The sequence below is a fragment of the Neisseria sp. P0013.S005 genome, assembly GCF_051958425.1.
Classification (GTDB): Bacteria; Pseudomonadota; Gammaproteobacteria; order Burkholderiales; family Neisseriaceae; genus Neisseria; species Neisseria subflava.
In genome coordinates this window covers 33,028-56,993 of sequence record NZ_JBQCVL010000004.1, presented here as the reverse complement: position 1 = coordinate 56,993, position 23,966 = coordinate 33,028, and the positions used below count along the sequence as shown (strand labels likewise).

Below are 23,966 nucleotides of genomic sequence, written 5' to 3'. Positions count from 1 at the left end.
ACCGCTTTTAAGGTTTAGCCATACGGATAAAGGCCGTCTGAAACTTGGTTTTCAGACGGCCTTTTATTTTGGCTTTCAAGCCCAACCGTTATTTCATTTAAACGTAAGGTTTTCAATTAAATCAAAAGTATAAAGATATTTTTGAACCATCGTATTCAAATGAAAACCTTTGCTTTGATAAAAACAAGGTTTAGCCGAATAAAGAAAGGCCGTCTGAAACCCTATAGTCAGGTTTCAGACGGCCTTTTTATCTGCCCGATTTTATTCGCCGTAATAAGCTTTGGTCAGGATTTCTTCCATATCGGCCACCATGGCGAGGCGTGGGTTGGCCGGGGTGCATTGGTCTTCAAAAGACATCATAGCCAGCTCTTTTCTGCCGTCGAGGAAGGTTTTCTCATCGATGCCCTGCTCTTTCAAAGACATTTTGATGCCGACGTTGACCGCCAGCTCATGGCAGGCGCGGGCGAAGGATTCGACGCCTTCTGCCGGTGTGCTGCATGGCAGGCCTAAAGTACGGGCAATTTCCTGATATTTCAGATCGGCTTTGTAGTAGTTGTACTTCGGCCAAGTGGCGGTTTTCTGCGGGCGCGTGCCGTTGTAGCGGATGACGTGCGGCAGCAGGATGGCGTTGGCGCGGCCGTGCGGAACATGATATTTACCGCCGATTTTGTACGCCATCGAGTGGTTGATACCCAAGAACGCATTGGCAAACGCCATGCCTGCGATGGTGGAGGCATTGTGCATATGCTCACGCGCTTCTGGATCAGCCGCACCGTGTTTGTAGGAGCGTTCGAGGTATTGGAACACGAGCTTGATGGCTTGCAGGGCGAGGCCGTCGGTAAAGTCGTTGGCAAGTACGGAAACGCATGCTTCTACGGCGTGGGTCAGTACGTCCAGACCGGTGTCGGCGGTTACGCCGGCGGGAACGGTCATGGTAAACGCGGGATCGACGACGGCGATGGTCGGGGTCAGCGAGTAGTCGGCGATGGGGTATTTTTTGTCGCCGTCGCTGATGACGGTAAACGGCGTGACTTCGGAGCCGGTGCCCGATGTGGTGGGGATGCCGATGAATTTGGCTTTGCGGCCCAATTCGGGGAAGCGGAAGGCGCGTTTGCGGATGTCCATGAATTTCTGGACGAGGTCTTCAAAGTCGACTTGGGACTGTTCGTAGAAGAGCCACATGGCTTTTGCCGCGTCCATCGGCGAGCCGCCGCCCAGCGCGATGATGGTGTCGGACTGGAAGCTGCGCATCAAATCGGTGCCTTTATAGATGGTTTGGACGCTCGGATCGGCCTCGATGTCGGTGAAAAGCTGGATAGTTACTTTGTTTTTACGTTGGTAGAGCTGGTGGGTCACTTTATCGACGAAGCCCAAATCGACCATCGAACGGTCGGTCACAATCATGACTTTTTCACAGTCTTTCATGTCTTGCAGATATTGGATGGAATCGCGCTCGAAATAGATTTTGGCGGGTACTTTGAACCATTGCATGTTGTTTCTCCGACGGCCTACTTTTTTGATGTTTAACAGGTTGACTGCGCTGACATTGCCCAGACGGAGTTTTTGCCGTAAGAGCCGCAGCCCAAGGTCAGGGAAGGCAGGAAGGCGTTGTACACGTCGCCGATGCCGCCGAAGGTGGAAGGCGAATTCCAAATCACGCGCAGCGCTTTGACGCGGGAGCCGAACGTTTTGACCAATTCTTCGTCGGCAGTATGGATGGCGGCGGAGTGTCCCAAACCGTCAAAGGCAACCATTTCTTCGGCGAACTGCAAACCTTGTTCGGTCGAATCTGCCTTAATCATGGCCAACACAGGCGAAAGTTTTTCGCGGGTCAGCGGCTCGTTGGGACCGACTTCTCGGCATTCGGCGATGATGATGTTGGTTTTTTCGGGAACTTTAAACCCAGCCTGTTCGGCAATCCACGCCGCCGGTTTGCCCACCACGGCAGCATTGAGTTTCGCGCCGCCGCAGTTGGCGCAGTTTGCTGTAACGCCGAAGATGAAGTCTTCGAGCATGGCTTTTTCTTTTTTGTTGGCAAAGTACACGCCGTAGGATTTGAACTCTTCGACCAGCTCTTTATAAATCTCTTTGTCGGCGATAACGGCTTGTTCGCTGGCGCAAATCATGCCGTTGTCGAACGCTTTGGACATCACGATGTCGTGTGCCGCCTGCTGGATGTTTGCCGTTTTTTTCAACATAGGCAGGCACGTTGCCCGCACCGACGCCGAGCGTGGGTTTGCCGCAGGAATAAGCGGCTTCCACCATCGCATTGCCGCTGGTCGCCAAAATCGTCGCCACGCCCGGATGCTTCATCAGCGCGGAAGTGCCTTCCATAGACGGTTTTTCAATCCACTGGATGCAGTTTTCCGGCGCGCCGGCGGCAATCGCGGCATCATGCACGATTTGGGCGGCGTGGGCGGAACACTGCTGGGCGGAAGGGTGGAACACTGCTGGGCGGAAGGGTGGAACGAGAAAATAATCGGATTGCGGGTTTTCAGCGCAATCAGGGATTTGAAAATGGTGGTGGAAGTCGGATTGGTGGTCGGCACGATACCGCAGACGACCCCGACCGGATCGGCGATTTCGGTAATGCCGGTTACATCGTCTTCGCTGATGACGCCCACGGTTTTCAAATCGCGCAGGCGGCGCACGACGTTTTCGCAGGCAAACAGGTTTTTGGTCGCCTTGTCTTCAAATACACCACGTCCCGTTTCTTCGACCGCGTGCATGGCGAGTACACCATGTTTGTTCAGCGCAGCAATGGAGGCTTTGGCAACGATATAATCAATCTGCTCCTGATTCAGCTTGCGAAACTCGTCCAACGAGCGCAAACCCTTTTCAACCAAACTGTTGACCTCGGCTACGGCGGGGCTGACGACATTGTCAGCTGATGCGTTCATGGTGTATCTCCTTGATATAAGGTGGCAATAAAGTCAATAAATTTTCACTACGATAACTATAAGTAATTTAGTTACATTCTACTTTGACCTACATCACAAACCATAATTGAACTTTTCAGACGACCTCTTTATCATTTATTCATTTTAATTTATTGAAGTATAATGACTTTATTTTCACGCAACCGAAGACGGTCATTCTTGGTCGCTTTCCCCGCATATTAAAATAAGAACAGAAAATCAATGTATCAAAATTACATACTCAAAATAAAAAAGGCCGTCTGAAAATATTTTTCAGACGGCCTTTTCATGTCTATCTTTTATTGACTGATGTCTTCCAGCGTACGGCCTTTGGTTTCTTCACCCAATACCAAGATTACCGCCACAATCAGCAGCATAACCAGCGCAAACATCATAAAGATATTGCCGAAGCCGCCGCTGTTGCCCACCATCTCCGCCACTACCATGGGCGCGAGTATGCCGCCGACGCGGCCGATGGCGCCTGCCCAGCCGGATGCGAAGGCACGGAAGCGCAAGGGGTAGAGTTCGGGGGTGTAGGTGTACAAAACGCCCCATGCGCCCAAGTTGAAGAAGGACATCATGCTGCCCCAAATCATGACTTCGGTCGCAGTTGTGCTTTGCCCGAAAAACCATGCGCACACGGCGCAAGCGGCCAGAAAGCCTGCCAGCGTTGCTTTGCGGCCGATTCTTTCCACCAAAGCCGCGGCGGCAATATAGCCGGGCAGTTGCGCAACAATCATCACCAGCACATATTCAAAGGTTTTGACCACGGTATTGCCCTGCTCGACCAGCAATTTTGGCAACCAAGTGAAAATGCCGTAATACGAAAACACAATGCCGAACCAAACCAGCCACAGCATCAGCGTGCGCCGTGCAAACGGATGTTGCCAAAGTTGGACGAAGCGGATGCGTTCGCGTGGGGCGGCCGGGGCGGCAACGGCTTCTGTCGGCGGCGTGATGCTCGATTGAGTTTCCAGCGCGGATACCAAACGGTGCGCTTCGTTGGTTTTGCCGCGGGAAAGCAAGTAAGGCACGGATTCGGGAACAAACTTCAACACCAACGGCACATAAAACAGGGGTAAGGCGCCGAATAAAAACGCGCTGTGCCAGCCGGTTTGCGGAATAAAGAAATAAGACACCAGCGCGGCCGAGAGCCAGCCCAAGCCCCAAAAGCTTTCCAACAACACAATAAAACGGCCGCGTACTTTCGGCGGCGCATATTCGCTGACCAGCGACACGGCGACGGGCAGTTGGCCACCCAAACCGACACCGACAAAAAAGCGGCACACCAGCAAAACCGCCAAGTCAGGCGCGAGTGCGCACAAGCCTGTGGCAATGCTGTACACCACCATCGTACCGGCAAAAACGGTTTTCCGTCCGAACCTGTCCGCCAGCCAGCCGCTGAATACTGCGCCCAAAGCCATGCCGACAAAGGCAATGCTGACAATCCAGCCCAACTGCGCCGGAGCCAGCGCCCAATCTTTGCCCAAAGCCGGCAATACAAACGACACCAAACCTGTATCCATGGCATCAAACAGCCAGCCTATGCCGACCAGCACTAAAAGTTTGTAATGAAAGCGGGTGGGAGGCAGATTGTGCAGCCGCGTCAGAATATCCATAGTTTCTTTCCTTTGTTTGTGTATTATTGAATTAGATTTTATAAATAACTGCTTAGTTTCAGCTACAAACCTAAGAATAGAGCATTATGTCGATTTTAACATTTATACAATATGCAAAGAATAGGAAGCGCGCGTTTTTTGGCTATTTTTGAATATCTTAATTTCGGTGATAAACCGCATACCATATTGAAACATAAAACAAGAAATTACTTCAGGCCGTCTGAAAGTTGATAATCTGGGTTTCAGACGGCCTGCCGTTTTTTGCAAAGGCTTCATGCTTGGGTTATGATGTTTATTTGTAATATGTAAACAGATGATTGCCTGTTTTTACATAACAGGCCGTCTGAAACAACGGAGAACGATATGAATGCGGTTGTAATTGCGGTCATTATCATGCTTGTGCTGTCTTTATCGCGCGTGCATGTGGTGCTCAGCTTGGCTGTCGGCGCGTTTGTCGGCGGTTTGGTGGCCGGTATGCCTTTGGAGAATGTAACCAACGCGGCCGGAGATGTGGTGCAGCAAGGGATTATTCCTGTTTTTAACGAAGGCCTGAAAGGCGGGGCACAAATCGCGCTGTCTTATGCCATGCTCGGTGCGTTTGCCATGGCCATCACGCATTCCGGCCTGCCGCAACAGCTCGCCGGCGTGATTATCCGCAAGCTCAACGGCGGCAAAGGCAATGCGAAAGGCGAAGGCGCGGTCAAATGGCTGCTGCTGGCGATTATTTTGTGCATGGGCGTGATGAGCCAAAACGTTGTGCCGATTCATATTGCGTTTATTCCGATGATTATTCCCCCGCTGCTGTTGGTGTTCAACCGTTTAAAACTCGACCGCCGCTTGGTGGCCTGCGTGATTACGTTTGGCTTGGTAACGACTTATATGTTCCTGCCTTACGGTTTCGGCTCCATCTTCTTGAACGACATCATGTTGGGCAATATCCGTTCGGCAGGCATGGACACCAGCGGCATCAATGTGATGCACGCAATGGCAATTCCGGCTTTGGGCATGGTATTCGGCTTACTGCTGGCCTTTTTGCACTACCGCAAACCACGCATTTATCAAAACAATACCACTGACACGGAAGACAACCGTGCGGCAGTGCAACAACAAGAGCCGTCAACCTATCGCAGCTTGGTGGCGGCCGTGGCGATTGCCGTGTGTTTTGCTATTCAGCTTTCGTATGATGGTTCGCTGGTATTGGGCGCTATGTTGGGCTTTGCCGTGTTTATGATGTTGGGCGTGATGAACCGCTCCGCCGCCAGCGATGTGTTCGGCGAAGGCATCAAAATGATGGCGATGGTCGGCTTTATTATGATTGCGGCACAAGGTTTCGCCGCCGTAATGAACGCAACCGGCGAGATTCAGCCTTTGGTCGAACACAGCATGGCTTTGTTCGGCGGCAATAAAGGCATGGCCGCATTGACCATGTTGTGCGTCGGCTTGCTGGTGACCATGGGCATCGGTTCGTCCTTCTCGACTTTGCCGATTATTACCGCGATTTATGTGCCTTTGTGCATGAGCTTGGGCTTCTCGCCTATGGCGACCGTCGCCATTATCGGTACTGCCGGTGCGCTGGGTGATGCAGGCTCCCCTGCTTCCGACTCGACACTCGGCCCAACCATGGGTTTGAACGCCGACGGCCAACATGACCACATCCGCGATTCGGTTATCCCGACTTTTATCCACTACAATATCCCGCTGATGGCTGCCGGCTGGATTGCCGCGATGGTGCTTTAATATGAGCGATACTCAGGAATTGGAACACCGCGTCACAGAGCTGGAAATTCAGACGGCCTTGCAGGAAGATTTAATCGGCAGTCTGAACGACACCATCGCCAAGATGCAGCAGGCTTTGGATTTGCAGCAAGGCCAGCTACGGCTTCTGTATCAACGGATGCAGGAAAAAGGCGCAAACGGCGAACGCGAACCGTACAGCCTGCGCGATGAGATTCCGCCGCATTATTGATAAACTAAAAAGGGCGTGTTGGATACATGCCCTTTTCTTTCATAACAAAGGCCGTCTGAAAGTCTATCAAGCTTTCAGACGGCCTTTTAAACAATCAAACCTTACAAACAAGCCAATTCGTTGGCCATTTGCTGCTCGATGGTTTCACGTTGGCGAATAAGTTTGCATTCGTTGCCGTCAACCAATACTTCCGCCGCACGGTTGCGCGTGTTGTAGTTGCTCGCCATGCTTGAGCCATACGCACCGGCGCTGCGGATAAGCAGCAAATCTCCCTCTTCGCAGGCGATGGTGCGGTCTTTGCCGAGGAAGTCGCCGGTTTCGCAAATCGGGCCGACGATATTGGCCGTCAGAGGCTCAATGTCTTTGGTTTCGACCGCTTCAATGTGATGATAAGCATCATAAAGTGCCGGGCGCATCAAATCGTTCATCGCCGCATCGACCATCACAAAGTTTCTCTCTTCGCCATATTTGACGAATTCAACTCGCGTCAACAACGCGCCTGCATTGCCGACCAAACTGCGGCCTGGCTCAAGAACCAGTTTCAGACGGCGTGTACCCATCAGTTTTTGAACGGCTTTGGCATACGCGCCCAAATCAGGCACATTTTCATTTTGGTAAACAATGCCGACACCGCCGCCCAAGTCCAAGTGTTCCAACACAATGCCTTCGGCTGCCAATTGGTCAACCAAGGCCAAGATACGTTCGCAGGCTTCGACAAGCGGGCTGAGGTCGGTCAGTTGTGAGCCGATATGGCAGTCAATACCGACAATTTTCAAATGGCTTTGTCGGGAAGCATGACGATAGGCCTCAAGCGCATCGGCATAGGCAATACCGAACTTGTTGGCTTTCAGGCCGGTGGAGATATAAGGGTGGGTTTTAGCATCGACATCGGGGTTGACGCGCAAGGAAACCGGAGCGACTTTACCCAAACGCGCGGCAACTTTCTGAATGCGGTCGATTTCGGGAATGCTCTCCATATTGAAGCATTTCACGCCTGCATTCAGTGCGAATTCAATTTCTGCTTCACTCTTGCCCACACCGGAAAAAATCGTTTTCGCCGCATCGCCGCCTGCCGCCAAAACACGCGCCAACTCGCCACCGGACACAATGTCAAAACCGCTCCCCAAAGAAGCAAAGTGCTTGATGATGCTCAGGTTGCCATTCGCTTTTACCGCATAGCAAACAAGCGGATTTAAAGCGGCAAATGCGGTTTGGTAGTTTTCAAACGCCTCGGTCAGCGCAGATTTGCTGTACACATAAAGCGGCGTACCAAACTCTTCGGCAAGGTGTGTATAAGGGAGTTGTTCGCAGAATAAGGTCATGTTTCTGAAATCTTTTTTAATCGTTGGTTTGAGTGGTCGGTTCTTTGGCCGTATCGAATTTCAAGCCGGTTTGAATCACGCCGAAGCGCGCCTTGTCGCCTTCTTTGGGCAGGTAAAGATCGCCTTTGTAGCCGCAGGCAGAAAGCAGCAGAGCCGTTACCGCTGCAAAAAATACGCCGTATTTCATCAGTAAAACTTTCTTCATCATTACGAATGTGGCAAGATTCGGTATCTTAAACAAAAACCACACAAAAAGCCATGATGACCGAAAGCGAATTCATCCGCATGAGCGAAGAGTTGTTCGAACACATCGAAGACCAAATCGACGAAAACGGCTGGGATTTCGACTGCCAGTTTGCCGGCAACGTACTGACCATCGAAGCCGAAAACGGCACGCAAATCATCGTCAACCGCCACACGCCCAACCAAGAATTGTGGATTGCCGCCAAAAGCGGCGGCTACCATTTCGCCGAGCAAAACGGCAAATGGCTGGCAACGCGCGACAGCCGCGATTTCTACGACGTTTTAAACGAAGCACTGAGCGAGGCTTCGGGCGAAGCAGTTGAGATTGCGGAATTGTGATTCAGTCTTCAAATCTCCCTAGCTAAAAATCTATTTACCTCAAAGGACACCCAAATGCCCCTACTAGACAGTTTCAAAGTCGATCACACCCGTATGCACGCCCCTGCCGTACGCGTGGCAAAAACCATGACCACGCCCAAAGGCGACACCATTACCGTGTTTGACCTGCGTTTCTGCATTCCCAACAAAGAAATCCTGCCTGAAAAAGGCATTCATACGCTGGAGCACCTGTTCGCAGGCTTTATGCGCGACCACTTAAACGGCAACGGCGTTGAAATCATCGATATTTCCCCGATGGGCTGCCGCACCGGTTTCTACATGAGCCTCATCGGCACGCCCGACGAGCAAAAAGTGGCCGACGCATGGCTCACTTCAATGCAGGATGTTTTGACCGTTCAAGACCAAAGCAAAATCCCCGAGCTGAACGAATACCAATGCGGTACTTATCTGATGCACTCGCTTGCCGAAGCACACGAAATCGCCCAAAACGTTTTGGCACGCAAAGTCGCCGTCAATAAAAACGAAGAGCTGACATTGGACGAAAACCTGTTGAACGCTTAATCCGCCATGACAGTAAAGGCCGTCTGAAACTTTATATGACAAGTTTCAGACGGCCTAAGATCTTTTGTTCCAATTTTCAACCTTTCAGCCATAGTTTTACACCGCCTAAAAATAAGTTGGCGGATGCTGACAGTGTACATAGTATAATTACACTTTAACAAACAACCTGATTCTATTGCCTTTATGAAACCGTTTTTCTGCAAAACCGCCATTGCCCTCGGCCTGACCCTCCCCGCCGCCGCCAACGCTGCCGAGTATGTCTGCAATGTTGAAGGCATCACCGTTTATGCTTCATACCAGATCAACAATACCTGCCGCGTAGTTGACACAAACACCACCACAGAGAGCGGCATTGTTGCAGAACCTAACGTATTCACTGAATCTGAACCAACTAATAAATCCGTTACAAATGGTTCTGCTATTCTCAACGATATGTCCGCTTTAAAAACGGTACAAACAACAGAATTTAAAGCATCTGCCGCTGACTACGTTCATGCTTCTCAAGCAACGCCTGCGGTACAAACCCCAGTCGTTGTTACTCGAAATGAATACGGTATTCCAGCACCTATTTCCATTCCTATTGCGCAAGCACGTCTAACTTCTCAAATTGACAAAAACGTTGCTGACGGCCTTGCCATTCTCAGCGATACAGCTGTTTTAGACACTGCCCCTACAATAAAGTCTGAAATTGACACTACCGACGTTCTCAACGTCATGTCTGCTACTACACAGCCTCAAACTATGGCTGATCAAACTCCAAACAATACTCCTGCCCCTATTACGCAAACCCTTCCAACAACATCTGCGATTCAACTCCCTCAAACAATTATTCAGAATCCTGTTGTTTCACCCCAAACACCTGATAGAACTACGGCCACACAAAATAACCAAACCGTAATTGCCTCAGATGAAGCAATTGACAAAACACCTATCAAAGTTGAAACCAAGCGTAAAGGTAAAACCTATACCAAAACCTCAACTCGACAGAATACAAAAAACACCAATACGGGTAAAACAACTGTCGCAAACACGGCTAACGAACAAACGATTAAAACCGTTGTTGCGCCAACAGTAGAATCAAATGTACCAAACAAACCTGCTGCAACGTTTTCCCCGGTAGATCAAAGCAAAACATCCGTACAAACGCCTTTCCCTAAGGCATATAAGCCGGCTGCCGATATTCCGTTCGATCCGAGCAATGTTTACAACGATATCAAAATTCTGCCCCATATTCCGATTACCAGCGTAACCAACACAGCCGAAGCCGCCAATCCACGTCTGAATATTATCTTGCGCAACCGTCCGGGCAAATCACGCGCTTCTTCATACAGCAAATACAAAGCCCCTGTGATCCGCACCGCCCCTGTGGTTACGCCGGCACCTAAGCCAAGTCCTAAGGAAACCCGCAAACAAATATTGCAGACCGAAGTACGCAACGAACAGGCCGCTATTACCCGCCTTCAAACCCAGCTGAATGCGGCCAAACAAAAAGGCGACCAAATTAAAATCCAACAGCTGACCCGCACCATCAACGCCCGTAAAGCGAATATCCGTGCGATTCAAGGCGAGATGTCTCGTTGATTGGTTTTTGATACAAAAAGGCCGTCTGAAAATATTTTCAGACGGCCTTTTTAATGGTGCAAACCTTATTTATTCAAAAGACAAATACTTTCTCTAAAATCACGCCAAAGTACATTTCTGCACAACCCTACCCTCGTGCGCCATTACTTCTTCTATCCAACCGGCGATATTTTGCCAATAATATTGCGGCTTTTCAGACGGCCTATCAGTCTGAGTACCTTCATCATTCAACACAACGGGAATCCCTTGCTCTGCACCGGCTTCAAGCACAATCCAGATACTGCCTTCATGGGTATCGGCACGGGCTACTTGATGTTCATATGCCCAGCCAACCGCAGCTTGTCCGCCATTTTGCAAAGATTGCATTGCCAGCAACAATGGCTGAAAGCAGGTATCCACATTATTATCGGCAGTAACGACCAAAGTTGCACCATGCGTGCCTAACGCTTGCGCGGCATGAAAAACGGGGGAGTTGTGCAGGTTGGCAATAAAGTCAAACGGCATCGCTGCGTGATGATTCAGCACATTGTCTGCCATTTTTTCAAATACGGATGGCGAAGAAAACGGCGTACCGAAAAAAACGGCGCAATCAGAACGAATTTCGCATTGCTCTTTCAGCTGCCCTGCACCAAGCGCGGCAATCAAACTCAAGCGGCTGAGGCGGCGGGTATCTATACCGCTTTGCTGCTTTAAGGTTTGTTTAAGGATTTTACCGCCGATACCGGCGTCAGTATCAAAACGCACGGCGGCGGTAATACGGATATTAGGATTTACGGTTGCCATTGCCATACCAAAGATGTGTTGCTGCCGCCAAAACCAAACTGATTGGCCAAACAGAAAAAGCTGCCTTTTTGTGAAGCCGCGCACTCGGAAAAACAAATTTCCCTCCCCTGATAATCACTGCTTCCGCCTTGTTTTAAAGCAGATAAAAGCAAAGCCGTTTCAAGGGCTGCCGTTGCGCCAAGCGTGTGTCCGATTTGCGGTTTGAACGCCATCAAAGGAGGCAGTGTACCGAATATGTTTTCCAGCGCGGCCAATTCGGCGGCATCGCTGTCAGCCGTGCCGATGCCGTGTGTTTTAACGGCTGCAATGCTTTCAGGAGCGATGCCTGCAACATCCAAAGCTCGACGCATCACTTGCTCCTGCGCTTGGCCATCGCTTTGAATCAGGTCATTGCCTGTATTGGCGGCGTGTCCGATAAGTTTCAGACGACCTGAAGAAGATTCGGGAGCGGCGGAAGATAAGGCAAGCGCGGCAACACCTTCGCCTAAAATCAAACCGTTTCCGCCAAAAGGCTGATACTGTTCGGCCAGCAAACCCAAGCTGTGAAAATGCAGCAAAGTCAGCCGGTTGAGGTTTTCAATACCAAGCACAAAGGCACGCTCTGCCCCGCCGCGCAAACAATTATCCGCCTGAATCAGCGCATGGGCGGATGAAGTGCAGGCAGTAGCGAAACTGAAAATTTGCCGATTGCCGCTGCGCCGGCGCAAATCTTCGGCGAGATAAAGCAAATTGTGTTCTTCTTCCGCCCTATTGCCCGCAAAATGGCGGTTTTCATATTCGGAGATGGAATAGGAACTGGAACCGATAAACACCGGCGCATCATGCCAACTTTCAGACGGCCAGCCTGCATTTTCGGCAGCTTGTCGCAAATGTTGTTCGGCAATATCCGCAAATTCCTTCCGCCCCAAACTGTCGCCGGAGAATGCACGAAAATAAGCAGCCTGCTGCAGTTGGTTTAAAAACGTATAAGACACCGCATCAGGCCGTCTGAAATCCGTTTGCGGATTCAAGGCAGAAGCGGCCGCCGTACCGCAAACCCAACTCACGCGCCATGCTCCGCACGGATAAACGCCGCCAAATCGCGTACGCACATCATATGTTTGCGCACCATACGGTCGCCCTGCAGACGCACTTGGAAATACTGTTGCAAGGCAACGCTGATTTGCAGTGCATCAAGCGAATCTAAACCGACCGGACTGTCATCGCCAAACAAAAGTGCATCGTCGGTGAAATCATCCATATCCACATCGTCGGCCTTATCAGCCTCTTGCACGATTAGCTTTTTCAATTCCGCTTCCAGCTCGTGCTCGGCCAGTGTAAAGGTGTAAGACATTTTTAAACTCCCATTTTTATATCATGAAGCAACAGCTTGTTTTAACGAAACTCGCTACACTCGTTTTCAGACGGCCTGAATTTATGCAAAATCGCCCCAAAGCGTCTGCATGGCGGCAATGGCCGCAAGTGAGGCGGTTTCGGTACGCAACACCCGTTTTCCAAGCGTAACGGATTGAAAACCGGCATCAAATGCCTGCTGCTCTTCCTTCTCCGTCCAGCCGCCTTCCGGACCGACCATAAACACGACTTTATCGGATTGCGGCCGAACATCGCTCAATTTTTGTGCGCGATTCAAGCTCATTAACAGTTTGGTCGTTTCCTGTGGCAACTGTTGCAATGCCTGCGCATAAGTCGTCAGCGGCAAAACCTTCGGCACAATATTGCGGCCGCTTTGTTCACACGCCGAAACGACGATTTCCTGCCAACGTGCCACCCGCTTTTCTGCACGTTCGCCGCTCAAGCGGACGACACAGCGTTCGCTGATGACAGGACGAATTTCTGCCACGCCCAATTCCACGCTTTTCTGTAAAGTGAAATCCATGCGCTCGGCGGCGGATACCGCCTGTACCAACGTAATGTTCAGCGGCGATTCGTTGTCCGTTGCCTCTTCACGCAAAATCCGCACGCTGGCGCGGCGTTTTTCTAAAACTTCGGGCAAAGCCGGATATGCCTTGCCATTGCCGTTGAACAACACGATTTCTTCCGTGTTTTTCACGCGCAATACATTCAAATGGCGCACCACATTATCGGGCAATTCGACCACGCTGTCGGGGCTTAAGGCAAAATCAACATAAAATCGGGGCATGGTTTCCTGCTTTATTCATGTATATAATTTGAACTTTCGTGAACGAAATTGAAACACGGCGACGACATACACTTGCCTGCCTGATTTTGATTTCATCCACTATAATTTGAAAACTTCCCGAATTTTAATCCACTGTCACGCAAAACTGCAAAAAACAAGGATACGCCGTGCTATACCGTTTACAGAAAGTCGTCCGCCACATCGCCCAAACCGAAGTCATGCCGCGTTTTCTGAACACGCCGTCACGACGCAAGGAAGACGGCTCGGTTTTGAGTGAAGCAGATTTGGCCGCACAAACCGCTTTTGCCGCCGCCCTGCCCTTATTGGAGGATTGTCCGATGTTGGGCGAGGAGATGAGCGTTCAGGAGCAAACCCGTTTGTGGAACGAACATTCAGACGGCCTGTGGATTGTCGATCCTATCGACGGCACAAACAACTTCGTCAACGGTTTGCCGCATTTTGCCGTATCCGTCGCACTGGTTAAAAACGGCCACGCCGAATTGGGCGTGATTTACAATCCGGTCAGCGGCGAATGTTTCTATGCCGAACGCGGCAAAGGCGCATTCCTCAACGGTACGCCGCTACCGCTGCGCTCCGAAAACAAAAAACTCAACGAATCCATTGCCGGCGTAGAAATCAAATACCTGCGTTCGGGCAAACTCGCCAGCCGCATGAATACCCTTGCCCCATTCGGCACAATCCGCAGCATGGGCAGCAGCACGCTCGACTGGTGCTATCTTGCCAGCGGCCGCTACGATATTTACATCCACGGCGGACAAAAGCTTTGGGACTACGCTGCCGGCGCATTGATTTTTGAAGAAGCCGGCGGCTGCCTGACTACTTTGGAAGGCGACGATTTTTGGAGCGGCGAACATGTATTCAAGCGTTCCGTCATCGCCGCATTGCAACCCGAACTGTTTCAGCAATGGGTGAAATGGATTCGAGAAAATCAGTAAAAATGCCGTTTATCTTCAAAAAATCACGATTATCTTGCAATTTATTGAAATTATTTCACTTCTTAACAGCATTTAATACTAAAAACGGTAGAATATTAATCGCTGACACAACACCGCTCTTTCATCCCTTTTGGGCGGTGCAGCAAGTAAGACGTTTTCCCGCAATGTATTGGCCATTCATACTTCTCCCTTAGTATGAATGGTTTTTTTTATCTGCAAAAACCGCTCAGGCCGTCTGAACGTTCAGACGGCCTCTGTTTACACTACTATTTGAAAAACTGTCCGCAACACGCCTTAAACTTTTTGCCCGAACCGCACAAACAAGGCTGTTTCATCGTCGGCAAAGCAACGGTCGGATCAATAAAGTACCAACGCCCGTCTATTTTCACAAACGCCGACAATTCATGATGGCACTCAGTTTGCCCGTTCTCTTTAAAATACGCCTCAAACTCGACCAAAGCATGCAGCTTGCCAAACGGCACATGACGGATAACCTTCAATCCCGACCACTGCGTCTGCTTACTCCATGCCGCCAAATCCTGCTTATCCAACAAATTCTGCTGCGCAGGGACAGTCGTGTCCACGATATAGTCGATTTCCTGTAAAACATACGCGCTGTAACGCGAACGCATCAACTCTTCCGCCGTCGAGGCCGCCGCCTCATACGCATGAAACGGTGCGCAACATTCCGTATAAACACGCCCCGACTGACAAGGGCAAAGTGTAGCCGTCATTCCTAATTACCCGAATAAATCCATTTCAAAATTATAACGTAAACCCGACTCAGGCCGTCTGAAAATGAGTGTAGCGAGTTTCGCCAAAACGATTGTAACGAGTTTACCAAAACGAGCGTGGAGAGTTTCGCTAAAATAAGCAAAGCGGGTTTCTCCAAAACAAACGCAACAATCTGATATAATGCGCCTTTTCGATTTTGACTATCCATGATGACCATTCCCATCCAAAGCATCAGCCGCCTATTGCCGCAAACCCAATGCCGTGAGTGCGGTTATGAAGGCTGCTTACCCTATGCGCGCGCGCTGTCAGCAGGAGAAGCGCCGGTAAACCTGTGCGCGCCGGGTGGGGAAACCGTCATGAAAGACATTGCCGACCTATTGGGCAAGCCCTACCTCGCCCCGGCAAAAACACAAATCAAAGCCGTAGCCCTGATTGACGAAGCCGTCTGCATCGGCTGTACCGCCTGTATCCGCGCCTGTCCTGTCGATGCGATTATGGGCGCATCCAAACTGATGCACACCATCATCAGCGATGAATGCACCGGCTGCGGCTTGTGCGTTACTCCCTGTCCCGTCGACTGCATCGACATGGTTCCCGTATCGCAGCCCTTCCTGCCGTCCGCACGCCGTTTCAGCACCTCTGCCGAACCGCGCTTTGCCGCCGCCGAACACGCACAAAGCCGTTTTGAACGCCATACCGCGCGCAAACAGCGCGACGATGCCGAACGCAAAGCCCTGCTGGCGCAACGCGAAGCCGCCGTCAAAGCCAAACAGGCCGCACAGGCACAAACCCAAACAGCCGCACCAAGCGCCGCATTCAACCCCATGGATTTGATTGCCAAAGCCATGGCCAAAGCGCAATCGCAGCAGGACAAACTCGTCTCCTCCGGCAACCGCGAAGACTTCAAAGCGCGCCAAATCGAAGAAGCCAAAGAACGCGCCGAACTGCGCCGCGCCCAACGTGATGCCAAATACGGCAACGAAGCCGAAAAAGCCGCTGCCATCGAGTTTCTGCGCCGCTACAAAGCCGAGCAGGAAGCGGCCAAAGAAGCCCGCTGATTTCCAAAATAACAAACCCATTCCGACCGCATCAGGCCGTCTGAAAACATTGCACGAAAACCAATAACTTTATGATCACACAAGAATTTCCACACCAGCATACCGCCCATTGCGAAAGCGGTGTGATGTCCACCCTGCTCAAATACCATGGCCACAATTTAGACGAAGCCATGATTTTCGGCATTGCCCATGCGCTGACATTTGTCTGGATGCCGTTGATCAAATTAAATGGCATGCCGCTGGTTTCCTACCGTACCGTGCCGCGCAGCATCATCAAAAACACCTGCAAAGCATTGGGGCTGAAATTATCCGTCCGCAAATTTTCCGACGCACAAAGCGGACAAGCCGCATTGGATGCCGCGCTGTCCTCAGGCAAACTGGCCGGTTTGCAAACCTCCGTCTTCTGGCTGCCCTACTTCCCGCCGCAAATGCGCTTCCATTTCAACGCACACAATCTTTTAGTGTACGGCAAAGACGGCAACGACTACCTCATCAGCGACCCCGTATTTGAAACCGTACAACGCTGCGCCGCCGAAGATTTGCAACGTGCGCGCTTTGCCAAAGGCGTATTGGCGGCAAAAGGCATGATGTACACCTTGGAAGACAACAGGCCGTCTGAAAAAATCATGGCAGACTTGCCCGCCATTATCCGCAAAGCCATACGCAAAAACGCCAAACATATGCTCGCACCGGTCTTTTTCATCGGCGTAAAAGGCATCCGCACGCTGGCCAAAAAAATCGAATCCCTGCCCGCCAAACAAAATGAGAAATACCAAAAACTGTTTCTCGGCCATTTGGTGCGGATGCAGGAAGAAATCGGTACCGGCGGCGCAGGTTTCCGCTACATCTACGCCTACTTCCTCGAACAGGCCGCCCATATCTGCAACGAACCTGCATTTCAGACGGCCTCAGAACAAATGACCGCCATCGGCGACCAATGGCGTCAATTCGCAGCAATATGCGTGAAACAGTGCAAAAAACCATCCGAAAACGGCTGCCGCAACATTGCCGAATTTCTGCGCAAAATTGCGGATAATGAAGAAGCATTGTGGCGCGGATTATTGAAATAATCAGGATTTATTCGATCCCGATTAATCTACCGTGGATTATTTTGACATTCAGGCCGTCTGAAAACTAAAAGAAATTAAAAATGCGTTACCTAGCTACTGTCTTATTCTTGTGTTCCGCCTTAACTCATGCCGCGCCGCCGGACGGCTTTGCCTTGGTTCATGATGCCGACGGACATACCAACTTACGCGAAAGCCCCGATTTGAATGCCAGAGTCTTGGCAAAAATCCCCAACGGCACACCGTTGAAATGTTTGGGTGATGGTGGCGAAGGCAGTTTGAGTTTCTGTACTGCCCAACTGCAACAACCTGCCGCAGAAGACTACGGTTTCATCCATTACAGCCGTCTGATATTTCCCGCCTCCGATAAAAGCTTCGCCCGACTGCGCGAACAATCCGGTCATGACGATACGCTGACTTTGTCCGGTAGCGGACAAAAGGTACACATCGTTGCCCGCCGCATCCATCCAAAACTCAGCGACTTCTCGGGCATCAACAAAGACAAATACACCGCGCGGCTCTATCGAGGCAAACCTTTCTATGGTACAGACTATGACATTCCCAAAAGCGTGTTCGCGCTTGAACGTATCACGCTAAACGGTCAAGCGGTTCCCGCTGCCGAACTGCAAGGACTCTTCTCGCCCGATTTTGCCTCCACCGCACGCGGCAGCAATGTATATCAAGGCTGGGAAGCTTATTACCGCCGCAGCGATAAGACGCTTTATCTGTTTGGCAGACAAGGTTCGGACGGCGCTCCTTTCGATGTCTGCTTTATATTTAAGGACGGTAAATTCCAGCGCCGTTATTTATGGAGTGGTGTGATATAAATATCGCTCGAAAAGGTCGTCTGAAACCATGATTCAAATCCAATCCCTCTCCCACCGTTATCCCAAAACCGAAACCGCCGCGCTGGACAATGTGTCGTTCGATATTGCCGACGGCGAATGTTTGGGGCTGCTCGGCCACAACGGTGCGGGGAAAACAACGCTGATGTCGCTTTTGGCAGGCTTGCAGGAAGTACGGCAGGGCGAAATTTTATTTGACGGCAAACCGTTGCGCCTGCTGAGCCGCAGCGAGCGGCAGAAAATCGGTTTGGTGCCGCAGGATTTTGCGTTTTATCCGCAGCTTTCTGTGTGGGACAACTTGCTGTTTTTCGCTTCGCTTTACAAAGTGCGCGGCAAAGGCCGTCTGAACGCGCTGTTGGAACAGACCGACTTGACCGCCCACAAAAACAAGACGGCGAAGCATCTTTCGGGCGGGCTTAAACGTCGTCTGAATTTTGCCATCGGCCTGATTAACACGCCGCAACTGGTGTTCCTCGACGAAATCACGGTCGGCATCGACCCGCAGTCGCGCCGCTTTATCCTCGACAGCGTGGCGGATTTGACGCGGCAGGGGGTAACGGTGGTTTACACCTCGCACTATCTGTCGGAAATCGAGCAGCTTTGCGGCAAAATAGCGCTGCTGCAACACGGCAAACTGGTGTATCACGGCGGTTTGGACGAGCTTTTAAGCACGCAAACCGGTGTCGTGCGTTTTACCGTCGAACCGCCGCTGCCGCCTCAAACGCTGGCCGCTTTGGGTGCTAAGCGAGTGGACAGCCGCGGCATGATGGAAACCACATACGATGCCGCCGCCGTTTACGCCGCCCTGAAACAAAGCGGCGCAAAAATCCGCTACTTCCAGCAGGGACACGGTTCGCTGGAAACGTTTTACCTTGATTTCCTGCGCAAAGACGAACCGGTAACAGATAAGCAAAATCCACAATGACGACTTCCTCCCTCCTCAAAGAACTCAAACTGCTCTGCCGCGACCTGCACGGTTTGGCCGTGTTGTTTGTGATGCCCATCGCCTTCATGCTGATTATGTCGTTGGCGCTGAGCCGCGACCAAGACCCGCACACCGACAGCCGCATCGCGCTGGTCGGCACGGCAGACGACAGTGTCAATACCGCGCTGGCAGCCGCGTTGGAAAAAGAACAGATTCATGTCACGCTGATGCCGTCTGAAAAACTGACCGACGCGCAAAGCGGCCTGCACAACAAGCGTTTCCAACTGGTGCTGCACAACCCGAACACCGCTTCCGGCAAAATCGCCGACAACAAAGCCTTGCAAATCTATGTACCGCCCGATACCGAGCCTTCGTGGCTGGCGGCGGTCAAAGGCGTTTTGCAGCAGCACTACACCGAAACACGCTTGGACGCTTATTTCGACAACAACGACGGCATCAAAATCAACAATAAAAAACTGCCCCGCTCTATCCGCAAAGACATCCAGAAAAAAGTGGATGAAAAAAACGACGAACAATTCGCCGCCGTGCGCAGCTTTTTAGATAAAAAAATGCTGGAAGAGCATTACCTGAGCGCAGGCAGCGGCAAGGTTGAAAAACCCAACGCCGTACAGCACAGCGTTCCCGCATGGCTGATTTTCGGTATGTTTTTCATCATGATACCGCTGTCGAACGTCATGGCGCTGGAACGCCAGACCAACACCATCACCCGCCTGCGTCTCGCCCGCGCCTCCGCGTCCGGCCTGATTGCCGCCAAACTCGTCCCCTATTTCCTGATTAACCAGCTCCAATTTGTCGGAATGTTGCTGCTCGGCCGCTACCTGCTGCCCGAAATCGGCGTGCCCGCCCTCATACTCAACGGCAGCCTTGTTCCCTACGCGCTGCTGTCCGCCGCCGTCAGCGCCGCCGCACTCGGTTACGCGCTGTTAATCAGCGTCTGCGCCAAATCTACCGAACACGCCGTCGTACTCGGCGGCGGCGGCATTATCCTGATGGCGGCAATCGGCGGCATTATGGTGCCCGCACACGTCATGCCCGAAACCATGCAGCAACTCACTTGGATTTCCCCGATGGCTTGGGGCTTGAAGGCTTTTCAAGAATTGCTGCTCAACCGCAGCGGACTGGACGGAATCGGCCGTTATCTGCTTTTATTGTCTGCATTCTCTTTTGCCACACTGAGTGCTGCCGTACTGGTTTATCGTAGGCAGTTGCAGACGCAGGTAAGGTTTTAAACAGTTTGTCTGCACTAAGTAGAAAACTTATTTCTCAAAACCATTCCTATAAAACTTCAGGCCGTCTGAAAATATCTTTCAGACGGCCTGATGCCTGATGTGCTATGAATTGTTTCAATAACAAAATACTAAAATCCAAACGTAAAAAAACCTGCTTTTTTCAAAGCAGGTTTTCATATTTGGTGGGTCGTGAGCGATTCGAACGCTCGACCAACGGATTAAAAGTCCGCTGCTCTACCGACTGAGCTAACGACCCGATAAGCTGTGCATTATAGAGATGGGGCACACAGCTGTCAACACTTTTTTAAACTTTTTTATTCGACGACGATTTTCGGGAAGCGGCTGCTGAAGTCTTTGCCTTTATCGGCAATGGCCAGCGCGATTTGGAATGCGGCTTCGGTGTAGATGTCGGCGATGGTTTGGTTGTTTTCAAACAAGGCCGAAGATGTGCCGCTGTCCATGGCTTCGCGTACAGGCAGGCTCAACGGAAGCTGGCCGAGCAACGGTACGTTCAAACGCTCTGCCAGGTTTTTACCGCCTTCTGCGCCAAAAATTGCTTCGGCATGGCCGCAGTTGGAGCAAATATGGACAGACATGTTTTCCAAAACGCCCAAAATCGGGATATTGACTTTGTTGAACATATCCACGGCTTTGCGTGCATCAATCAGGGCGATGTCTTGCGGCGTGGTGACGACAACGGAGCCGGTCACGGGGATTTTTTGCGACAGGGTCAATTGGATATCGCCGGTACCGGGCGGCAGATCGATGAAGAGATAATCGACATTATCCCATTCGCTTTGGAACATAAGCTGTTGCAAGGCTTGGCTGACCATCGGGCCGCGCCAAACGACGGCTTGGTCGGTATCGACTAGGAAACCGATAGACATCACTTGAATGCCGCTTTCGGCTTCAACGGGAATAAGTTTTTTGTTTTGTTGGTCGGGTTTGCGGTCTTGTACACCGAGCATGGTAGGCTGGCTTGGGCCGTACAGGTCGGCATCGAGTACGCCGACGCGCGCGCCCATTCTGGCCATTGCGGTGGCAAGGTTGGCAGTGGTCGTTGATTTGCCGACACCTCCTTTACCGGATGCAACAGCAATAATGTTTTTCACGCCTTTGATGGTCGCCACGCCGGGTTGGACTTTGTGCGTACCGATTTCGGTATCGATACTTAAGTGGATATGCGTGTCGCCGGTATGAGTCATGACGGCTTCTTGGAGGGCGTTGGCAATGTCTGCAGCGATATGGGCAACTGGGAACGCGAATTTCAGGCCGATATGCAGGCCGTCTGAACGCTCTTCAAGGAGTGTAACGGCTTTTTCGCTGCCTAAGGTGCGCATTGTGTGGGGAATCAATACAGCATCGAGTGCGGTTCGGATGGCTGGGATATTCATAATCTGCCTCTTGAATGTGGGAAATTGTTTATGTGCGCGATTTGTCGTGCGACAAATCTGCCGAATTATACCCTTGAACGCCATACAAGGGATACGCCCAAAAAACTTCAGGCTGCCTGAAACACCGGGCAGCCTGAAAAGAGAGTCAACTAAAACGCGGTCTTATTCGCTCAAGAGCGCAATGTCGGCAACTGCGTTCATTTGTTCTGCCAAGCGGTTCAGCAGGTTCAAACGGTTTTGTTTCACGGCTGCATCTTCGGCCATTACCATCACGCCGTCGAAGAATGCGTCGACTTGCGGCTTGACGGAAGCCAGCTCGGACAAAGCAGTTTGGAAATTGCCTTCGGCAACGGCGGCGGAGATTTTCGGCTGCAAATCTTGCGCGGCGGCGTACAGGGCTTTTTCTTCGTCCTGTTGCAGCAGGCTTTCGTTAACCGCGCCCAACTCGGCATCGGCTTTTTTCAGCAGGTTTTGCACGCGTTTGTTGGCTGCGGCCAATGCGGCGGCTTCAGGCAGCTGTTTGAACGCGGCAACGGCCTGCAGTTTGGCCACTACGTCGTCCAAACAGCGCGGCTGTTTCGCCAATACGGCGGCAACGATGTCTTGCGGATAATCATTTTGCAGCAACACGGCCAAACGCGCCTGCATGAAGTCGGCGGTTTCAGACGGCGTTTTCTCGTTGAGCAAACCTTGCGGGAAGCTGTTGAAGGCCGTCTGAATCAGTTCGTTTACGTCCAAACCGTACTGCATCAGCATACGCAAAATACCCAATGCGGAGCGACGCAGGGCGTATGGGTCTTTGTCGCCGGTCGGAATCAGGCCGATACCCCAAATGCCGACCAAGGTTTCCAGTTTGTCGGCCAAAGCAACGGCGGTTGCCACTTTGCCGTTCGGCAGGTTGTCGCCGGCAAAACGTGGTTGGTAGTGTTGCTCGATGGCTTCGGCGATTTCTTCGGTTTCGCCGTCCAAACGGGCGTAGTATTTGCCCATGGTGCCTTGCAATTCGGGGAACTCGCCGACCATTTCAGTCACCAAGTCGGCTTTGGCCAAACGTGCGGCACGCTCGGCTGCGGCGGCATCCGCGCCCAATGCTTTGGCGATGTGGGCGGCAATGCTTTGCAGACGCTCGATGCGCTCGGCTTGCGAACCGATTTTGTTGTGGTAAACCACGCTGGACAATTTCGGCAGGCGGCTTTCCAAAGTCGCTTTTTGGTCTTGTTTGTAGAAGAACTCGGCATCAGACAAACGCGCGCGCAAAACGCGTTCGTTGCCTTGGATGATGTGCGACGGGTCTTCGGTTTGCAGGTTGGACACCAGCAGGAAGCGGTTCATCAGCTTGCCGTTTTGATCGAGCAGCGGGAAGTATTTTTGGTTTTGCTGCATGGTCAGAATCAGGCATTCCTGCGGCACGGCGAGGAAATGTTCTTCAAAACCGGCTTCCAATACCACAGGCCATTCGACCAATGCGGTAACTTCGTCCAACAGGGCTTCATCGGCGGCAACGGTCGCTTTCAGACGACCTGCCTGCTCGTTCAAGGCCGTCTGAATGGCGGCTTTGCGCTCGGCAAACGAAGCGACGACTTTGCCTTGCTCACGCATTTGCAAGGCGTAGCTGTCGGCGTTTTCAATGGTGATTTCGCCGTTGGACAGGAAGCGGTGACCCAATGTTTTGTTGCCGCTTTGCAGACCCAAAACGCTGACGTTTACGATGTCGCCACCGTGCAGCACGATCAGGCGGTGTACGGGACGAACGAAGGTAAATGTGCTGCTGCCCCAACGCATTACTTTTGGAATCGGCAGTTTTTTCACTGCGGCATTGATGATGTCTTCCAAAAGCTCGCCCAGCGGTTTGCCGGTTTGGACGTACTCGTAGGCGTACACGTCTTGTTTGCCGTCATTGATGATGGTCAGGTCTTCGATTTTCGCACCTGCACCGCGCGCAAAACCTTCCAAAGCCTTAGTCGGCGCACCGTCTTTCATAGCATTCGCTACGGTCGGGCCTTTTTTCACGATTTTTTGATCGGCTTGAACGGCTTTCACGTTTTTGACTTGAACGGCCAAACGGCGCGGAGAAGCGTAAGCAGTGTATTCGGCTACGCCGTCAATCAGTTGCGCTTTTTCCAAGCCTTCGGCAACAGAAGCGGCAAAATGGTTGCCCAGATTATTGAGGGCTTTTGGCGGGAGTTCTTCAGTGAGAAGTTCGATTAAAAGGGTTTGGGTTGTCATGTGCTTATCGTTAAATAGGAAATTGGTTTGGCGTCTGA

At 51.5% G+C, this 23,966-nt stretch carries 25 protein-coding genes and 1 tRNA gene; 11 read left to right on the top strand and 15 right to left on the bottom strand.

What is annotated here, in order from left to right:
- Positions 1-261: 261 nt before the first annotated feature.
- The 5 genes from ACTHTA_RS05530 to ACTHTA_RS05510 form a co-directional block, all read right to left on the bottom strand.
- Positions 262-1,491: an iron-containing alcohol dehydrogenase gene (locus tag ACTHTA_RS05530; protein WP_308888314.1), complete on the bottom strand. Its 1,230-nt coding sequence runs from the start codon at positions 1,489-1,491 to the stop codon at positions 262-264.
- A gap of 32 nt (positions 1,492-1,523) precedes the next feature.
- Positions 1,524-2,150 carry a hypothetical protein gene (locus ACTHTA_RS05525; protein ID WP_308888313.1) on the bottom strand — a complete coding sequence of 209 codons (627 nt, stop codon included), beginning with the start codon at positions 2,148-2,150 and terminating at the stop codon, positions 1,524-1,526.
- Positions 2,077-2,334 (bottom strand): hypothetical protein, encoded by a 258-nt coding sequence (locus tag ACTHTA_RS05520; RefSeq protein WP_308888312.1) that lies wholly within the window; start codon positions 2,332-2,334, stop codon positions 2,077-2,079. The genes ACTHTA_RS05525 and ACTHTA_RS05520 overlap by 74 nt, the downstream gene beginning before the upstream one ends.
- Complete coding sequence (locus ACTHTA_RS05515; RefSeq protein ID WP_440364055.1) at positions 2,313-2,900, bottom strand: hypothetical protein; 588 nt, start codon at positions 2,898-2,900, stop codon at positions 2,313-2,315. Before ACTHTA_RS05515 ends, ACTHTA_RS05520 begins: the two co-directional genes overlap by 22 nt.
- Positions 2,901-3,217: 317 nt before the next feature.
- A complete protein-coding gene (locus ACTHTA_RS05510) occupies positions 3,218-4,537 on the bottom strand; it encodes an MFS transporter (RefSeq protein WP_440364054.1) in 1,320 nt (439 codons plus the stop codon).
- A 363-nt stretch (positions 4,538-4,900) separates the two neighbouring features.
- Between ACTHTA_RS05510 and ACTHTA_RS05505 the strand changes: the two genes are divergently transcribed.
- Both ACTHTA_RS05505 and ACTHTA_RS05500 read left to right on the top strand, forming a co-directional pair.
- Positions 4,901-6,274 carry a Na+/H+ antiporter family protein gene (locus tag ACTHTA_RS05505; protein WP_313970985.1) on the top strand — a complete coding sequence of 458 codons (1,374 nt, stop codon included), beginning with the start codon at positions 4,901-4,903 and terminating at the stop codon, positions 6,272-6,274.
- Position 6,275: 1 nt separating this feature from the next.
- Complete coding sequence (locus tag ACTHTA_RS05500) at positions 6,276-6,503, top strand: SlyX family protein (RefSeq protein WP_313970984.1); 228 nt, start codon at positions 6,276-6,278, stop codon at positions 6,501-6,503.
- Between the two features lie 101 nt (positions 6,504-6,604).
- On the opposite strand, the gene lysA is transcribed toward ACTHTA_RS05500, so the two are convergent.
- Together lysA and lptM are read right to left on the bottom strand one after the other, a co-directional pair.
- Entirely contained in the window at positions 6,605-7,825 is a 1,221-nt protein-coding gene (lysA, locus tag ACTHTA_RS05495) for a diaminopimelate decarboxylase (RefSeq protein ID WP_313970983.1), read from the bottom strand.
- Positions 7,826-7,841: 16 nt separating this feature from the next.
- Positions 7,842-8,033 carry an LPS translocon maturation chaperone LptM gene (gene lptM, locus ACTHTA_RS05490; protein WP_430225491.1) on the bottom strand — a complete coding sequence of 64 codons (192 nt, stop codon included), beginning with the start codon at positions 8,031-8,033 and terminating at the stop codon, positions 7,842-7,844.
- Between the two features lie 50 nt (positions 8,034-8,083).
- Between lptM and cyaY the strand changes: the two genes are divergently transcribed.
- The 3 genes from cyaY to ACTHTA_RS05475 all read left to right on the top strand — a co-directional run bounded on the left by cyaY (position 8,084) and on the right by ACTHTA_RS05475 (position 10,549).
- Complete coding sequence (gene cyaY / locus ACTHTA_RS05485) at positions 8,084-8,407, top strand: iron donor protein CyaY (RefSeq protein ID WP_036472792.1); 324 nt, start codon at positions 8,084-8,086, stop codon at positions 8,405-8,407.
- A gap of 54 nt (positions 8,408-8,461) precedes the next feature.
- A complete protein-coding gene (gene luxS / locus ACTHTA_RS05480) occupies positions 8,462-8,968 on the top strand; it encodes an S-ribosylhomocysteine lyase (protein ID WP_308888306.1) in 507 nt (168 codons plus the stop codon).
- Positions 8,969-9,151: 183 nt separating this feature from the next.
- The gene (locus tag ACTHTA_RS05475) at positions 9,152-10,549 is read left to right on the top strand and encodes a hypothetical protein (RefSeq protein WP_313970981.1); all 1,398 of its coding nucleotides are present in this window, start codon (positions 9,152-9,154) and stop codon (positions 10,547-10,549) included.
- A 99-nt stretch (positions 10,550-10,648) separates the two neighbouring features.
- Here the strand turns inward: ACTHTA_RS05475 and ACTHTA_RS05470 are convergent, their stop codons facing one another.
- From ACTHTA_RS05470 to ACTHTA_RS05455, 4 genes are all read right to left on the bottom strand, one after another.
- Complete coding sequence (locus ACTHTA_RS05470; protein WP_308888304.1) at positions 10,649-11,338, bottom strand: hypothetical protein; 690 nt, start codon at positions 11,336-11,338, stop codon at positions 10,649-10,651.
- A complete protein-coding gene (locus ACTHTA_RS05465; RefSeq protein ID WP_308888320.1) occupies positions 11,320-12,378 on the bottom strand; it encodes a beta-ketoacyl synthase N-terminal-like domain-containing protein in 1,059 nt (352 codons plus the stop codon). Before ACTHTA_RS05465 ends, ACTHTA_RS05470 begins: the two co-directional genes overlap by 19 nt.
- A complete protein-coding gene (locus ACTHTA_RS05460; RefSeq protein ID WP_003748215.1) occupies positions 12,375-12,665 on the bottom strand; it encodes an acyl carrier protein in 291 nt (96 codons plus the stop codon). The genes ACTHTA_RS05465 and ACTHTA_RS05460 overlap by 4 nt, the downstream gene beginning before the upstream one ends.
- 81 nt (positions 12,666-12,746) lie before the next feature.
- Positions 12,747-13,472, bottom strand: coding sequence for a 16S rRNA (uracil(1498)-N(3))-methyltransferase (locus ACTHTA_RS05455; RefSeq protein WP_308888303.1), 726 nt, complete (start codon positions 13,470-13,472; stop codon positions 12,747-12,749).
- A 167-nt stretch (positions 13,473-13,639) separates the two neighbouring features.
- On the opposite strand from ACTHTA_RS05455, the gene ACTHTA_RS05450 reads away from it, so the two are divergent.
- Positions 13,640-14,428, top strand: a complete 789-nt coding sequence (locus ACTHTA_RS05450; RefSeq protein ID WP_003684681.1) for an inositol monophosphatase family protein — start codon at positions 13,640-13,642, stop codon at positions 14,426-14,428.
- 266 nt (positions 14,429-14,694) lie between these two features.
- Here ACTHTA_RS05450 and ACTHTA_RS05445 read toward each other — a convergent pair whose 3' ends face one another.
- On the bottom strand, positions 14,695-15,162 hold the full coding sequence (locus tag ACTHTA_RS05445) for a YchJ family protein (protein WP_313970980.1): 468 nt from the start codon (positions 15,160-15,162) through the stop codon (positions 14,695-14,697).
- A 210-nt stretch (positions 15,163-15,372) separates the two neighbouring features.
- Between ACTHTA_RS05445 and ACTHTA_RS05440 the strand changes: the two genes are divergently transcribed.
- From ACTHTA_RS05440 to ACTHTA_RS05420, 5 genes are all read left to right on the top strand, one after another.
- Complete coding sequence (locus ACTHTA_RS05440) at positions 15,373-16,221, top strand: RnfABCDGE type electron transport complex subunit B (protein WP_440364069.1); 849 nt, start codon at positions 15,373-15,375, stop codon at positions 16,219-16,221.
- A 71-nt stretch (positions 16,222-16,292) separates the two neighbouring features.
- Entirely contained in the window at positions 16,293-17,291 is a 999-nt protein-coding gene (locus ACTHTA_RS05435) for a BtrH N-terminal domain-containing protein (RefSeq protein WP_308888100.1), read from the top strand.
- A gap of 80 nt (positions 17,292-17,371) precedes the next feature.
- Positions 17,372-18,115: an SH3 domain-containing protein gene (locus tag ACTHTA_RS05430; protein ID WP_003684618.1), complete on the top strand. Its 744-nt coding sequence runs from the start codon at positions 17,372-17,374 to the stop codon at positions 18,113-18,115.
- Positions 18,116-18,143: 28 nt separating this feature from the next.
- A complete protein-coding gene (locus ACTHTA_RS05425) occupies positions 18,144-19,058 on the top strand; it encodes an ABC transporter ATP-binding protein (RefSeq protein WP_440364053.1) in 915 nt (304 codons plus the stop codon).
- Positions 19,055-20,308, top strand: a complete 1,254-nt coding sequence (locus ACTHTA_RS05420) for an ABC transporter permease (protein ID WP_308888103.1) — start codon at positions 19,055-19,057, stop codon at positions 20,306-20,308. The genes ACTHTA_RS05425 and ACTHTA_RS05420 overlap by 4 nt, the downstream gene beginning before the upstream one ends.
- A 180-nt stretch (positions 20,309-20,488) precedes the next feature.
- Here the strand turns inward: ACTHTA_RS05420 and ACTHTA_RS05415 are convergent.
- The 3 genes from ACTHTA_RS05415 to glyS all read right to left on the bottom strand — a co-directional run bounded on the left by ACTHTA_RS05415 (position 20,489) and on the right by glyS (position 23,928).
- Positions 20,489-20,564, bottom strand: a tRNA-Lys gene (locus ACTHTA_RS05415).
- A 58-nt stretch (positions 20,565-20,622) separates the two neighbouring features.
- Positions 20,623-21,702 (bottom strand): iron-sulfur cluster carrier protein ApbC, encoded by a 1,080-nt coding sequence (apbC, locus tag ACTHTA_RS05410; protein ID WP_283121341.1) that lies wholly within the window; start codon positions 21,700-21,702, stop codon positions 20,623-20,625.
- Between the two features lie 162 nt (positions 21,703-21,864).
- The gene (glyS, locus tag ACTHTA_RS05405; protein WP_308888104.1) at positions 21,865-23,928 is read right to left on the bottom strand and encodes a glycine--tRNA ligase subunit beta; all 2,064 of its coding nucleotides are present in this window, start codon (positions 23,926-23,928) and stop codon (positions 21,865-21,867) included.
- Positions 23,929-23,966: the final 38 nt, after the last annotated feature.

What these genes read in the sequence shown, in the direction of transcription:
- ACTHTA_RS05470 (WP_308888304.1), bottom strand. Translation starts at nt 11,338, where the DNA reads ATGGCAATGGCAACCGTAAATCCTAATATCCGTATTACCGCCGCCGTG.
- ACTHTA_RS05525 (WP_308888313.1), bottom strand. Translation starts at nt 2,150, where the DNA reads ATGTCCAAAGCGTTCGACAACGGCATGATTTGCGCCAGCGAACAAGCC.
- lysA (WP_313970983.1), bottom strand. Translation starts at nt 7,825, where the DNA reads ATGACCTTATTCTGCGAACAACTCCCTTATACACACCTTGCCGAAGAG.
- ACTHTA_RS05430 (WP_003684618.1), top strand. Translation starts at nt 17,372, where the DNA reads ATGCGTTACCTAGCTACTGTCTTATTCTTGTGTTCCGCCTTAACTCAT.
- ACTHTA_RS05455 (WP_308888303.1), bottom strand. Translation starts at nt 13,472, where the DNA reads ATGCCCCGATTTTATGTTGATTTTGCCTTAAGCCCCGACAGCGTGGTC.
- cyaY (WP_036472792.1), top strand. Translation starts at nt 8,084, where the DNA reads ATGATGACCGAAAGCGAATTCATCCGCATGAGCGAAGAGTTGTTCGAA.
- ACTHTA_RS05440 (WP_440364069.1), top strand. Translation starts at nt 15,373, where the DNA reads ATGACCATTCCCATCCAAAGCATCAGCCGCCTATTGCCGCAAACCCAA.
- ACTHTA_RS05530 (WP_308888314.1), bottom strand. Translation starts at nt 1,491, where the DNA reads ATGCAATGGTTCAAAGTACCCGCCAAAATCTATTTCGAGCGCGATTCC.
- ACTHTA_RS05420 (WP_308888103.1), top strand. Translation starts at nt 19,055, where the DNA reads ATGACGACTTCCTCCCTCCTCAAAGAACTCAAACTGCTCTGCCGCGAC.
- ACTHTA_RS05500 (WP_313970984.1), top strand. Translation starts at nt 6,276, where the DNA reads ATGAGCGATACTCAGGAATTGGAACACCGCGTCACAGAGCTGGAAATT.
- ACTHTA_RS05505 (WP_313970985.1), top strand. Translation starts at nt 4,901, where the DNA reads ATGAATGCGGTTGTAATTGCGGTCATTATCATGCTTGTGCTGTCTTTA.
- ACTHTA_RS05460 (WP_003748215.1), bottom strand. Translation starts at nt 12,665, where the DNA reads ATGTCTTACACCTTTACACTGGCCGAGCACGAGCTGGAAGCGGAATTG.
- lptM (WP_430225491.1), bottom strand. Translation starts at nt 8,033, where the DNA reads ATGATGAAGAAAGTTTTACTGATGAAATACGGCGTATTTTTTGCAGCG.
- ACTHTA_RS05445 (WP_313970980.1), bottom strand. Translation starts at nt 15,162, where the DNA reads ATGACGGCTACACTTTGCCCTTGTCAGTCGGGGCGTGTTTATACGGAA.
- ACTHTA_RS05435 (WP_308888100.1), top strand. Translation starts at nt 16,293, where the DNA reads ATGATCACACAAGAATTTCCACACCAGCATACCGCCCATTGCGAAAGC.
- ACTHTA_RS05510 (WP_440364054.1), bottom strand. Translation starts at nt 4,537, where the DNA reads ATGGATATTCTGACGCGGCTGCACAATCTGCCTCCCACCCGCTTTCAT.
- ACTHTA_RS05515 (WP_440364055.1), bottom strand. Translation starts at nt 2,900, where the DNA reads ATGAACGCATCAGCTGACAATGTCGTCAGCCCCGCCGTAGCCGAGGTC.
- ACTHTA_RS05520 (WP_308888312.1), bottom strand. Translation starts at nt 2,334, where the DNA reads ATGGAAGGCACTTCCGCGCTGATGAAGCATCCGGGCGTGGCGACGATT.
- glyS (WP_308888104.1), bottom strand. Translation starts at nt 23,928, where the DNA reads ATGACAACCCAAACCCTTTTAATCGAACTTCTCACTGAAGAACTCCCG.
- ACTHTA_RS05475 (WP_313970981.1), top strand. Translation starts at nt 9,152, where the DNA reads ATGAAACCGTTTTTCTGCAAAACCGCCATTGCCCTCGGCCTGACCCTC.
- apbC (WP_283121341.1), bottom strand. Translation starts at nt 21,702, where the DNA reads ATGAATATCCCAGCCATCCGAACCGCACTCGATGCTGTATTGATTCCC.
- ACTHTA_RS05425 (WP_440364053.1), top strand. Translation starts at nt 18,144, where the DNA reads ATGATTCAAATCCAATCCCTCTCCCACCGTTATCCCAAAACCGAAACC.
- luxS (WP_308888306.1), top strand. Translation starts at nt 8,462, where the DNA reads ATGCCCCTACTAGACAGTTTCAAAGTCGATCACACCCGTATGCACGCC.